Source organism: Nocardia camponoti, assembly GCF_014646135.1.
Classification (GTDB): domain Bacteria; phylum Actinomycetota; class Actinomycetes; order Mycobacteriales; family Mycobacteriaceae; genus Nocardia; species Nocardia camponoti.
The window spans coordinates 241,676-253,476 of the sequence record NZ_BMMW01000002.1 but is presented as its reverse complement, the minus strand read 5'-3'; the positions used below and the strand labels follow the sequence as shown (position 1 = coordinate 253,476).

10 protein-coding genes are annotated in these 11,801 nt (G+C 65.5%); 6 read left to right on the top strand and 4 right to left on the bottom strand.

Annotated features, from left to right (window positions below):
• Positions 1-76 precede the first annotated feature (76 nt).
• Positions 77-1,831 (top strand): serine/threonine-protein kinase, encoded by a 1,755-nt coding sequence (locus IEX78_RS09335; RefSeq protein ID WP_188828520.1) that lies wholly within the window; start codon positions 77-79, stop codon positions 1,829-1,831.
• 30 nt (positions 1,832-1,861) lie between these two features.
• On the opposite strand, the gene IEX78_RS09330 is transcribed toward IEX78_RS09335, so the two are convergent.
• On the bottom strand, positions 1,862-2,722 hold the full coding sequence (locus IEX78_RS09330; protein ID WP_229683836.1) for an oxygenase MpaB family protein: 861 nt from the start codon (positions 2,720-2,722) through the stop codon (positions 1,862-1,864).
• A 69-nt stretch (positions 2,723-2,791) separates the two neighbouring features.
• Between IEX78_RS09330 and IEX78_RS09325 the strand changes: the two genes are divergently transcribed.
• Positions 2,792-4,210, top strand: a complete 1,419-nt coding sequence (locus tag IEX78_RS09325) for an acyl-CoA synthetase (RefSeq protein ID WP_188828518.1) — start codon at positions 2,792-2,794, stop codon at positions 4,208-4,210.
• A 331-nt stretch (positions 4,211-4,541) separates the two neighbouring features.
• Here the strand turns inward: IEX78_RS09325 and IEX78_RS09320 are convergent, their stop codons facing one another.
• The 3 genes from IEX78_RS09320 to dapD form a co-directional block, all read right to left on the bottom strand.
• Positions 4,542-5,411, bottom strand: a complete 870-nt coding sequence (locus tag IEX78_RS09320; protein ID WP_188828517.1) for an RNA polymerase sigma-70 factor — start codon at positions 5,409-5,411, stop codon at positions 4,542-4,544.
• Positions 5,408-6,487: an NAD(P)/FAD-dependent oxidoreductase gene (locus IEX78_RS09315; protein WP_188828516.1), complete on the bottom strand. Its 1,080-nt coding sequence runs from the start codon at positions 6,485-6,487 to the stop codon at positions 5,408-5,410. The genes IEX78_RS09320 and IEX78_RS09315 overlap by 4 nt, the downstream gene beginning before the upstream one ends.
• A gap of 76 nt (positions 6,488-6,563) precedes the next feature.
• Entirely contained in the window at positions 6,564-7,514 is a 951-nt protein-coding gene (dapD, locus tag IEX78_RS09310; protein ID WP_188828515.1) for a 2,3,4,5-tetrahydropyridine-2,6-dicarboxylate N-succinyltransferase, read from the bottom strand.
• A 65-nt stretch (positions 7,515-7,579) separates the two neighbouring features.
• Here dapD and dapE point away from each other — a divergent pair, with 65 nt between their 5' ends.
• Genes dapE through IEX78_RS09290 form a run of 4 tightly spaced genes read left to right on the top strand, consistent with a single transcriptional unit; the run spans position 7,580 to position 11,801 of the window.
• Positions 7,580-8,680 carry a succinyl-diaminopimelate desuccinylase gene (dapE, locus tag IEX78_RS09305; RefSeq protein WP_188828514.1) on the top strand — a complete coding sequence of 367 codons (1,101 nt, stop codon included), beginning with the start codon at positions 7,580-7,582 and terminating at the stop codon, positions 8,678-8,680.
• A 13-nt stretch (positions 8,681-8,693) separates the two neighbouring features.
• On the top strand, positions 8,694-9,497 hold the full coding sequence (locus IEX78_RS09300) for an LOG family protein (protein WP_188828513.1): 804 nt from the start codon (positions 8,694-8,696) through the stop codon (positions 9,495-9,497).
• Positions 9,497-10,045: an LOG family protein gene (locus IEX78_RS09295; RefSeq protein WP_188828512.1), complete on the top strand. Its 549-nt coding sequence runs from the start codon at positions 9,497-9,499 to the stop codon at positions 10,043-10,045. Before IEX78_RS09300 ends, IEX78_RS09295 begins: the two co-directional genes overlap by 1 nt.
• 13 nt (positions 10,046-10,058) lie before the next feature.
• Positions 10,059-11,801: a long-chain-acyl-CoA synthetase gene (locus IEX78_RS09290; protein WP_188828511.1), complete on the top strand. Its 1,743-nt coding sequence runs from the start codon at positions 10,059-10,061 to the stop codon at positions 11,799-11,801.

Sequence of the window (11,801 nt, the reverse complement as noted above, 5' to 3'; positions counted from 1 at the left end):
CGCCGGTGCCCGACCGACGATTTCGGATAGGGTCGCGAGCGGGACGGCAGGCTTGACAGCTCGGCACGGAGGGCACATGAACGGGGTGGACGTCGGGGTCGGCGCGGTTTTCGCGGGCTATCGCATTGAGCGGCTGCTCGGTCGGGGCGGCATGGGCACGGTGTATTTGGCCGCGCACCCACGGTTGCCGCGTTCGGTCGCGCTGAAGCTGCTCAATCGGGAGTTGTTCACCGACAACGACATTCGCGGCCGGTTTGAGCGCGAAGCGGACGTGTCAGCACGGCTTGACCATCCGAATATCGTCGCCGTGCTCGATCGTGGTGTCGACGACGGGCTGATGTGGATTTCGATGCAGTACGTCGACGGCCAAGACGCGTCGGTGTTTCGCGGAACCGCGCTGCCGCCGGAACGCGCGCTCGACATCATCAGTCAGACCGCCGAGGCGCTTGATTACGCTCACGAACGCGACGTGCTGCACCGCGACGTGAAGCCGGCCAACATTCTGTTGACACCCATGCGCGGTGGTGGCGATCGGGCGCTGCTCACCGACTTTGGGATCGCGCGGCTGCGCGGCGACGCACGTCAGCTCACGCGCACCGGCGATTTCCTCGCGACGTTGGCTTACGCTTCGCCAGAACAACTTTCGGGCGTCCCTGTCGATCATCGTTCGGATCAGTACTCGTTGGCGTGCACTCTTTTCACGCTCCTGACGGGCGAAAGTCCGTTCCCCGCAACGAATCCGGGCCAGGTTGTCGCCGCGCACCTGACGAAGCCGGCACCTGCGGCCAGTGCTGTCACTCCGGTTTCGCCTGCCTTTGATGCTGTTTTGGCGCGGGCGTTGGCGAAGGATCCCGCCGAAAGATTCGACAGCTGTGCGGAATTCGCGTACGCGGCTCGGTATGCGCTCGGGAGTGGGTCTTCGGCACAGCCGCAGTGGAAGGGTACGTCGGAGGGAGTTGTTGGCGGGACTGTGTCCGCTTCGCAGCGTCCGGCGACGTCGGCCGACGCAGCTGCCCGGTCTGGAACTGCGCCGCACGTGCTCGCCGATCCCGGTGTCCACGGACTGCCCGGAGTGAACGGTGCCCCGAGCGACCCCGCCGCGCCCACGCTGGTTTCCGCACCCGGTCATGCGGTGCGCGAGCCAGCGCAACAGTCGGGCACCGTGTGGCCCACGCCAGCTGCTTTCGGGGCGTCCGGGCCCGTCGGGGCAACGATGGCGTTCGCGGCGCCCGTTACGGATCATGCGTTGTCCCAGCCCGCGCAGCCGGTCACCGCGACCGTTTCTTCGCGCTGGCGACTGCTCGCGGTCTCGCTGCTTGTCCTTGCGATGGTCGCGGGAATCGGCGTTGTCGGAGTTGGCGCGGTGTACTGGAAGTTCATTCGCCCAACGCGGTACGCACCGCCATCGTGGGGTGAGCATGCGGCCGTGCAGGCGGCGTATCCATCGATTCTGCCCGCGAATCCCAACGTAGCGGGATGGTCCGGGCTCACGTGCACGCGCACGGGTTCGCTCATCGTCGCGCCCGGTGATCCGGCTCCCGTTCGCCAGCTGACCTGCACCGACAACACCGGCGTGACCAGCTGGTTTACCGAATATCCAACCGTCGCCGACGCCGACGCGTACCTGAATCGGCACGGCAACACCGACCCGACAACGACGCGCGAAACCTCGGCGCGCGGGGTTACGGTCAGCGCGTGGCGGCCGAAGCCGGGCGAGCCGTTCGCGCTGGCGTTCCGGTCGTCGAATACGCCGGTTGTTGTTGAACTGGCGAAGCCGGACACCGCGTTCGAGGCGATGTACGTGAACTGGGTGCTGGCCGCCCCGTTCTGAGGTCACGTTGCGCGGCCGCGTGCTGAAACCCTAAATCAGCGGCAGTGCCTTCTCTTCACGTCGCCGCATGTCGGCCAGGGTCGCGTTGAACGGGAAATTGCGGATCACGCGCGGCATCCTGCCCCACACGAAACCCGTTGCCGCGAGGAGGCGGTTTAAGCGACGTTCGTCGCGTGCGGTCCACACCAGCCCCATTTCGTCCCGAATGTGTTGGGGGAGAAGGCCAGTCGTGAACCAGCGGTGGAACGGGCCGAAGACCGCACGCAACGGCAGTGGCAGCATTCGCAAGTCCATGAGGTCGGCGAAGTACGCGGCCATCGTGTCGTCGATGCTGGTCAGGGCCAGGTTTTTGGCCCAATACTCGGCGAAAGCGGCGCGGTCGGCCGGCCACATTTCCGGCTTCACCTGCAACGTCGTGCCGAGCCGTTCGGCGTACGCGTAGAAGATGTCGGCGGTGTCTTCCTCGACCGGGCCGTACATGCGCTCCATCACGTCGAGCGAACCCCAGTACAGGCAGGCGGCGACCCACAGTTGCAGGTTGGGGTCAAAAGCGTTGTAGCGCACCGGACTTTCTGGCGTGGAGTGCACGTATTTGTGCGCGTTGCCGATCGCGCGACGGTACGCGGCGCGGTCGCCGGGCGTGCCCATCAGCGCGACCGACAGGTAGGTAAGCGTGGTGCGCGTGCGCTTCACCGGGTGGCGCATGATGCTGCCGCTCTCCACCTTCGATTCGATGACGCCGTAGCCGACAGGTGCGAGACTGAGTTGCATAATCACGTTCGCGGTCGCGCCATAGAAGGCGGCGGCACCGTCGATGTAGTCACGAATGTCGAACTCGGTGGCGGCGATGGTCATGACGACCCCATTCTCATCGTTGAGAGAGTTATACATGAAATGTCTCATCAGTTCGCCGATGGTGTCAATGGAACGGCCGGATCGGCACGGGTTTAGCGTTGACGAATGTCCTTCGGTCCGCCGCTGCTGCTCGCCTCGTTGAATCCGGCTGCCGTCGCCGCTGGTGACGACATCCCCAACGCCGTCACGATCGACGGAACCACCTTGTCGCGCAGCGATTTACTCGGTGCGGCTACCTCGGTTGCCGAGCGGGTCGCGCGGGCGAAACGCGTCGCGGTGCTTGCCGAGCCGACCATGTCGACGGTGCTCGCGGTTGTCGGCTGCCTGATCGCGGGCGTGACTGTCGTGCCGGTTCCGCCGGACGCGGGCAAGGTGGAACGCGAACACATCCTCACCGATTCGGGCGCGCAAGCGTGGCTCGGTGCGGCGCCCGAGGGCACTGGGCTGCCGGCGATTCCCGTGCGACAGCACGCGCGGTCGTGGCACCGCTATCCCGAACCACCTTCGGGCACAACAGCTTTCATTCTCTACACGTCCGGCACGACCGGTCTGCCGAAGGGCGTGATGCTCTCGCGTGGCGCGATCGCTGCTGGCCTGGACGCGCTCGCCGACGCATGGGCGTGGACGCGCAAAGATGTCCTCGTGCACGGACTTCCGCTCTTCCACGTGCACGGACTGATCCTCGGCGTGCTCGGCCCCCTGCGTTTCGGCAGCCCGGTGATTCACACGGGCAAACCGACGCCGCGGGCGTACGCCGAAGCGAACGGCACGATGTATTTCGGCGTCCCGACGGTGTGGTCGCGGATCGTCGAAGAACCAACGTACGCAACGGCTTTGAGCTCGGCGCGACTGCTGGTGTCGGGCAGCGCGCCGCTGCCGGTGCCCGTGTTCGAGAAGTTGGTCGAACTGACTGGGCAAGCGCCGGTCGAGCGCTACGGGATGAGCGAAACCATGATCACGTTGTCGACCCGCGCCGACGGCGAACGCCGCCCCGGCTGGGTCGGCACACCCGTCGCGGGCGTCGAGACGCGCCTGCGCGACGAAAACGATGAGCCCGTGCCGCACGACGGCGAGAGCATCGGCGGTCTGCAGGTGCGCGGCCCGATGCTGTTCGACGGCTACCTGAACCGCCCGGACGCGACCGACATGACCGCCGACGGCTGGTTCCGCACCGGCGACGTCGCGGTGATCGACCCCGCTGGTTTCCACCGCATCGTCGGCCGCGAATCCGTCGATTTGATCAAGTCGGGCGGCTACCGAGTGGGCGCGGGCGAGATCGAGACGGTCCTGCTCGGCCACCCCGCAGTAGCTGAGGTAGCGGTAGTCGGCCTGCCCGACGACGACTTGGGCCAGCGCATCACCGCGTTCGTGGTGGCCCGTGAGGAGTCGCCCGACTTAGCGCAGGCCCTGATTGACCATGTGGCCAAACAACTTTCGGTACACAAGCGCCCGCGCGAGGTGCGCTTGGTAGCCGAACTCCCACGCAATGCGATGGGGAAGGTGCAGAAGAAGTTGTTGGGGTAGTTAGCGGCACCGGCGATAGATGGCGCTGCGATGCCCCACGTCGATGTCGAGGATCGCCAGGCGCCCATCGTGGATCTCATACACGGCCCGATAGTTGCCTGATCGAATCCGGAACTGGCCAGCTATCCCAGAGAGCGGCTTCACAGCGTTTTGCGGCGCGTACGGATCGTCGCCGTGGGCCAACCACCTGTTCAGTCCTTCGAGGCGGATTCCGGTCCAGCGTGAGCGCTTCCATCGGTCGCCCTTCCACCGCTGCAATGACGAAGAACAAGGTCGGGTCACTCGAACAACGGCGCCGACGGCGACTACTGGGAAGGTGCAATTATCGCGCCTAACCACCCACGATATGCGTCAACTTCTCCGGGTTGCGCACGCAGTAGAACGCGGTGATCTTGTCGTCGGTCACCTCGATCGCGGTCACCTGGTCGAGCGTGCCGTTGATCGTTGCCGTCACCGCGGGCATGCCGTTGTAGATGCCGAAAGACATGCCCATCTCGCCCATTGTGCCGCCCTTGCGCAGTAGGCCGATCATCAGGCGCGCGACCTTGTCGGGGCCGAATACCGGTCTGCGGACCGCGTTCACCACGCCGCCACCGTCGCCGATGAAGACAACGCCGGGTGCGAGGAGGTCCATGAGAGCGGACACGTCGCCAGTCGCCGCCGCCAAGGCGAAACGTTCAACGATCGGGGCGGCTTCGGCTGGCGAGACCACCGTTTTGGGGCGACTCGCGTGCACGCGGACACGCGCGCGGTGGTTGATCTGGCGTACCGCCTGCTCGGATTTGTCTACGGCAGTAGCGATTTCGGGGTAGTCGAAGGCGAACACCTCGCGCAGGACGAATACGGCGCGCTGGATTGGGGTGAGCGTTTCGAGGACGAGCAGCATCGCCGTCGTCACGGCTTCGCCGGTGAGCACGTGGTCGGCGGCGTCGGGCGCGGTCGCCAATGGTTCGGGCAACCACGGGCCGACGTAATCCTCGCGGCGCCGGGCGGGGGAGCGCAGCAGGGTGAGTGCCTGTCGCGTGACGATTTGGGCCAGGTACGCGCGCGGGTTGTCGACTGTCGCCGGGTCGACCTTGCGCCAGCGCAGGTAGCTTTCGCTCAGGACGTCATCGGCGTCGCTTGCCGAGCCGAGGATCTCGTACGCGATCGAGAACAACAGGGGACGGTTATAGGTGAAAACGGTTGTCTGGTCGGTCATTTCGCTGCCTGTGGTCCGGGCAGCCAGTAGCTCTTGCCGGTGCGTGCCGCCCGCAGCGCATACCGCGTGACCTGCTCCTTGACGTAAGCCGCGACCGGTCCGCGGAACGACAGCGGCAACGGGCGATCATCGGAGCGACATGCCTGCTGCACCGCGTCGTGGCGACCAAGGCTGAAGCCCTGTCCCACATATCCCATCGAATAGGGTTGCGGCGCACGGTCTTTGAGCATGCGGGCGAGTGTATCGACCGCGTGTGCCGACTGCGGTCCAGCGGTCGCGCACGCCATCCGCTGACCCGCGACAGCCGCGCAGTCGCCAATCACGAAAACGCGTTCGTCGGTCACGCTACGCAACATCGGGTCGACGAGCGCTTGGCCAACTTCGTTGACCGCGAGGTCACTGCGGGCGACCAGGTCGGGAACCGCGCCGAAGCTAGCCCACAGGGTGAGGTCGGAAGTGTGGTAGCGAGCGCCGACTCGCACTTTGCCGTCGGTCACTTCCTCGACCCGGCCTTCGACTACCTCCACCCCAAGCCGGTCGAGCACCTTGCGCACACGCTTGCGTCCGCCCGCTGAGAGGCTGGGCCCAATTTCCTCGCCTACCAGGCGGATTCGCAGATCTGGGTAGGTTTCGGCAATCTCGCTCGCCGTTTCGATGCCGGTGAGTCCGGCACCGATCACGGTCACGGTCGCGCCTGCTGGCAGCGACGGCAGCGCGTGGCGAGCTTCTTCCGCGCCAGCCCACGTAGCGATCGGGATCGCACCCGGGAGCGGCCGTGCGGTGCTACCGACGGCGACGAACAGATAGTCGAACGGGAGGTCGCCGTCGGCGAGCGCGACCACCCTTTCGCCGATCGACGTCACCTCGCCGACGCGCAAGGCCGCCGTTTGGGGCAGCATTGTCGCGAGCGGAATAGCGGCGGTCGCGGTGCCCGCGGTGTGCTGATGCAGTCGGACGCGCTCAATAAAGTCGGGGCTCGGATTGACGACCGTGACGGTCGCGTCCGGGATCTTGCGTGCGATTCGGTTGGCCGCGCCCGTGCCCGCGTAACCCGCGCCGATGATGACGATCCGCATTTTCGCCTCCTGTGAGAGTGGTCGAAAATGAGATGCGCGTCGGCGCGGGTTTGTGACGGTGACCCCGATCACATGGCTAGTTCGCGTGCAAAGCCGCGTTCAGCTCGATGCCCGTTCCCTTGCGATTGACGACCTGCACCGCGCCGGTCGTCGAGTTGCGGCGGAACAACAGGTTCGGCTGACCTGCGAGCTCGACGGCCTTGACGACCGTGCCGTCGGGCAGCGTGACCTTCGTGCCCTCGGTCACGTACAGGCCGGCTTCGACAACGCAATCGTCGCCAAGGGGGAAGCCGAGGCCCGAGTTCGCGCCAAGCAGCGAGCGCTCGCCAATCGAAATCACCTGCTTGCCGCCGCCGGACAGGGTGCCCATGATCGACGCGCCGCCGCCGACGTCGGAGCCGTCCCCAACCAGCACACCAGCGGAAATGCGGCCCTCAACCATCGAGTTGCCCAGGGTGCCCGCGTTGAAGTTCACGAAACCCTCGTGCATCACGGTGGTGCCCGAAGCGAGGTGCGCGCCGAGGCGAACGCGGTCGGCGTCGGCGATGCGCACACCCGACGGCACGACGTAATCGACCATGCGCGGGAACTTGTCGATGCTGTAGACCGTCACCGGACCACGCGCCTTCAACTTCGCGCGAGTGAGCTCGAAGCCGTCGACAGCGCACGGGCCGAAGTTGGTCCACACCACATTGGTGAGCAGGCCGAACTGGCCGTCGAGGCTCAGGCCGTGCGGCTGAACGAGGCGGTGCGAAAGCAGGTGCAGGCGCAGGTAGACGTCGTGCGCGTCGATCGGCGCGGCAGCCAGATCGGCGATCGTGGTGCGCACGGCGATCGTCTCAACGCCACGCGCGGCGTCGACACCAACCAGCTCAGCAAGCTCGGCACCGATGTCGGCCCCTTCGAGGCGCTTGGTGCCGGTTTCGGCGAATTCGCCCAGCTCAGGGGTGGGAAACCAGGTGTCGAGGACGGTGCCGTCCGGGGTGACGTTGGCGATACCGACTGCGGAAGCTCCGTTAGTACTCACGCCCCTCATCTTATTTAGCCGCTCGCTGACCCGGTGAGGGCGGTCGTCCTACGACTAGGCTTGTCATGGTGACTCTCGATTTGCGTGCCGACCCCATTCAGTTGACCGCCGCCCTCGTTGACGTGCCAAGCGTTTCGCGGGACGAAGCCAAGATCGCCGATCTGGTCGAGCAAGCATTGCGAGAGCAAACATCCGGGTTCGAAATTCTGCGGCACGGTAACGTGGTGCTCGCCCGCACCAATCGCGGTCTGCCGACGCGCGTGATTCTCGCTGGCCACCTCGACACCGTGCCGATCGCCGACAACGTGCCCAGCAGGCCTGACGAGGTCAACGGCGAATCGGTGCTTTTCGGCTGCGGAACCGTCGACATGAAATCCGGCGACGCGGTGTTCCTGCATTTGGCGGCAACGATCGCCGACCCGGTTGCCGACCTGACGCTCATCTTCTACGACGGCGAGGAAATCGCCGCCGAATTCAACGGCCTCGCCCACATTGAGCGTGACCTGCCCGAGTGGCTCGACGGCGACCTCGCCATCCTTGGCGAACCATCGGGTGGCTGGATCGAAGCGGGCTGCCAGGGCACGCTGCGAGTGCGGCTCACCACCTCCGGCGTCCGCGCGCATTCGGCGCGAGCGTGGTTGGGCGAGAACGCCATTCACGAGCTAGCCCCGATCCTCGCGCGGCTCGCCGCCTACGAAGCGCGCGAAGTCGACATCGACGGTTGCGTCTACCGCGAGGGCCTGTCGGCGGTGCGCGTGTCGGGTGGGGTCGCTGGCAACGTCGTGCCGGACGTCGCCGAAGTCGACGTGAACTTCCGCTTCGCGCCCGACCGCACCGTCGAGCAGGCGATCGAACACGTCCGCGAGGTGGTCGACGGGCTCGACCTCACCTTCGAAGTCACCGACAGCTCACCCGGCGCGCTGCCCGGCCTCACCGCGCCGGCCGCCCGCACGCTCATCGACTCGGTCAACGCCCACGGCGGTGGGGGCGTGCGCGCGAAATACGGCTGGACCGACGTTTCCCGCTTCGCCGCACGTGGCATCCCCGCGGTGAACTTCGGCCCCGGCGACCCGAACCTCGCCCACAAACGCGACGAACACGTTCCGCTCAGCCAAATCACCGCGGTTACCGCGATGCTGCGCACGTACCTGACGACATCGGCCTAATACGATCAACGGCATGTCATCCGATGCCGCTGACGATCGGGCCGCCAAGGCCAAGCCGCAAACGCAGTTTCGCGGTCCGGTGCTCTTTCGCCGCGACCGCGAACCTGGCGTCCGAACCGCTGACCGCAACCTGCTTGACACTCGTCAAGACAGCGAATGGGTCCACAGCGACCCGTGGCGGGTCCTGCGCATTCAAGCCGAATTCGTTGAAGGATTTGGCGCGCTCGCCGAGGTCCCGCGCGCGGTCACGGTGTTCGGTTCCGCACGCACACCGCGTGATTCGGCCGAGTACGCGGCGGGCGTCGACATCGGAAAAGCGCTGGCCACCGAGGGCTTCGCGGTCATCACCGGCGGCGGACCAGGCGCGATGGAAGCCGCCAACCGCGGCGCTGTCGAAGCCAACGGTTTCTCGATCGGCCTCGGCATCGAATTGCCGTTCGAACAAAGCCTCAACGACTGGGTCGACCTCGGCATCAACTTCCGTTACTTCTTCGTACGCAAGACCATGTTCGTGAAGTACTCACAGGCATTCGTGTGTCTGCCCGGCGGGTTCGGGACACTCGACGAGCTGTTCGAAGCGCTCACGCTCGTGCAAACCAAGAAGATCACGCGCTTCCCGATCATCCTTTTCGGCACCGAGTTTTGGGGCGGTCTGCTTACCTGGATTCGTGGAACCCTCGTTGACTCCGGCAAGATCTCGCCCGAAGACCTCGATTTGCTTCATGTGACCGACGACGTCAACGAGGTCGTGAACATCATCGTGCACGCGGCAAGTGAACGCGCGGGCATAGACCAACTCGGTGTTGAGGACAGGTAGTGGCTTTTTCCGTTTGTGTTTACTGCTCGGCAAGCACGACCGATCCCGCGTTGCTCGAATTGGCTGCCGAAGTTGGCGCTGAAATCGGGCGACGCGGGTGGACGCTCGTTTCCGGCGGCGGCCGGGTTTCGATGATGGGGGCGCTCGCGAGCTCGGCGCGCGCGAACGGCGGGTACACGATCGGGGTGATTCCGCGTCATCTGATGACGGCGGAAGTGCCCGACCATGATGCTGGCGAACTGCTCGTCACCAACAACATGGGCGAACGCAAAGCGCTCATGACCAAGTACGCCGACGCGTTCCTCGCGCTGCCCGGCGGCATCGGCACGTTGGAAGAACTGTTCGAAACGTGGACCGGCGGTTACCTGGGTGAACACTCGAAACCTGTTGTGGTGCTTGACCATGACGGTTTCTACGACGGGCTGTTCACCTGGCTCGATGAACTATACGAACGCGGTTTCGTCACGACGCGGGCGCGCGATCGGATCAGTGTCGCGCGCGATGTCGCGACGGCGTTAGACGCGCTCACGCCGATTCGCGCGATCTAGGGGAGAGGTCGCAATGAGCACTGTGAGTATTTTTGACCTGGCAAAAGCGTTGCCGGGCATGGCTTTTGACTCGCCGTCGATGGCACGTAACGCGCTTGGGTTGTTGATCAGGTCGAAGGACAAGGCGTCGATTGGGCGCGCGTTTCAGCGGGTCGCGCATCGTCATCCCGACCGGGTTTTCTTGCGCTTCGAAGGCGACGCGTACACCTATCGTGCGGCCAACGGCATCGTAAATCGTTACGCCGCAGTGCTTTCCGAGCGCGGTGTCCGGCGCGGCGACGTGGTTGGCGTGCTGATGACGAACCGGCCCGAAACGCTGTTCGTCGTGCTTGCCGCGCTCAAGCTCGGCGCGCCCGTCGGCTTGCTGAATCACAATCAGCGCGGCGACGTGCTCGCGCACAGTCTCAGCCTGCTCGACAGTGTGCTCAACGTGGTTGGCGCGGAATGTGCGGAAGCGCTTGACTCGCTGCCGAGTGCGCCCGAGTCGGTGCTCGCCGCCGAGGAACTGGCCGAATTAGCCCGTCGTGCAACAGAAGCCGATCCTGCGGTTTGCGCGGAAGTGACGGCAGGGGAGCGCGCTTTCCTGATCTTCACCTCCGGCACAACCGGGCTGCCGAAGGCCAGCGTGATGACACATCAGCGCTGGCTCAAGAGCATGGCCGGGCTGGGTGGCGCGGGAATTCGCTTGCGTAGCAACGACTCTCTGTACTGCTGCCTGCCGCTCTATCACAACAACGCGCTCACGGTCGCGCTGTCGGCGGTGCTTGCCGGCGAGTGCACCTACGTGCTTGGTCGGAAGTTCTCGGCGTCGCGGTTTTGGGACGACATCGCCCGCGAACGCGCGACCGCGTTCATCTACATCGGCGAACTATGCCGCTACCTGCTCAACCAGCCGGTCGTGCCCGCTGAGCGAGGCAACACGGTTCGGCTCGCCATCGGCAACGGACTGCGGCCCGAACTGTGGGACGAGTTCCGCAGTCGGTTCGGTATTGGTCGCGTCGCCGAGTTCTACGGGTCGAGCGAAGCGCCGCTGGCGTTTGTGAACGCGTTCGGCGTCGACCGGACGGCGGGTGTCGGCATCCTGCCGTACGCGGTGGTCGACTACGACCCCGACACCGGCAAGCCGCTTCGAGGACGTGACGGGAAACTGCGGCGGGTGCGGTCGGGCGGTGTTGGGCTGCTGCTCGCGAAGATCACCTCGCTGACCCCGTTCGACGGCTACACCGACGGTGCCGCGTCCGAGGCGAAACTCGTGCGCGACGCGTTCCGTACCGGCGACTGCTGGTTCGACACCGGCGACCTCGTCCGCGACCAGCACTGGTTCCACATCGCGTTCGTCGACCGGCTCGGCGACACCTTCCGCTGGAAGGGCGAGAACGTGGCGACCACCGAGGTGGAAGGCGCGCTCGGTCGACATCCCGACCTCGCGCAGACCGTCGTCTACGGCGTTGACGTGCCAGGCACCGATGGCAAAGCGGGCATGGCGGCGGTGACATTGACCGAAGGCGCGACCTTCGACGGTCAGGCGGTCGCCGAAACCGTCTACGAGAACTTGCCGATTTACGCGATCCCGTTGTTCATCCGCGTTGTTGACGAGGTTGAGCAGACGTCGACGTTCAAGAGTCGCAAGGCCGACCTGCGCAAGCAGGCGTACGACTGCGACAACCTGTACGTGTTGGCTGGTCGCACCGGCGGTTACGTCCCCGCGTACCCCGACTACGTCGCCGACGTCGCGGCTGGGCGCGCGCCTCGATAG

What these genes read in the sequence shown, in the direction of transcription:
- IEX78_RS09315 (WP_188828516.1), bottom strand. Translation starts at nt 6,487, where the DNA reads ATGCGGATCGTCATCATCGGCGCGGGTTACGCGGGCACGGGCGCGGCC.
- IEX78_RS09300 (WP_188828513.1), top strand. Translation starts at nt 8,694, where the DNA reads ATGTCATCCGATGCCGCTGACGATCGGGCCGCCAAGGCCAAGCCGCAA.
- IEX78_RS09325 (WP_188828518.1), top strand. Translation starts at nt 2,792, where the DNA reads ATGTCCTTCGGTCCGCCGCTGCTGCTCGCCTCGTTGAATCCGGCTGCC.
- IEX78_RS09290 (WP_188828511.1), top strand. Translation starts at nt 10,059, where the DNA reads ATGAGCACTGTGAGTATTTTTGACCTGGCAAAAGCGTTGCCGGGCATG.
- IEX78_RS09320 (WP_188828517.1), bottom strand. Translation starts at nt 5,411, where the DNA reads ATGACCGACCAGACAACCGTTTTCACCTATAACCGTCCCCTGTTGTTC.
- dapE (WP_188828514.1), top strand. Translation starts at nt 7,580, where the DNA reads ATGGTGACTCTCGATTTGCGTGCCGACCCCATTCAGTTGACCGCCGCC.
- IEX78_RS09330 (WP_229683836.1), bottom strand. Translation starts at nt 2,722, where the DNA reads ATGTATAACTCTCTCAACGATGAGAATGGGGTCGTCATGACCATCGCC.
- IEX78_RS09335 (WP_188828520.1), top strand. Translation starts at nt 77, where the DNA reads ATGAACGGGGTGGACGTCGGGGTCGGCGCGGTTTTCGCGGGCTATCGC.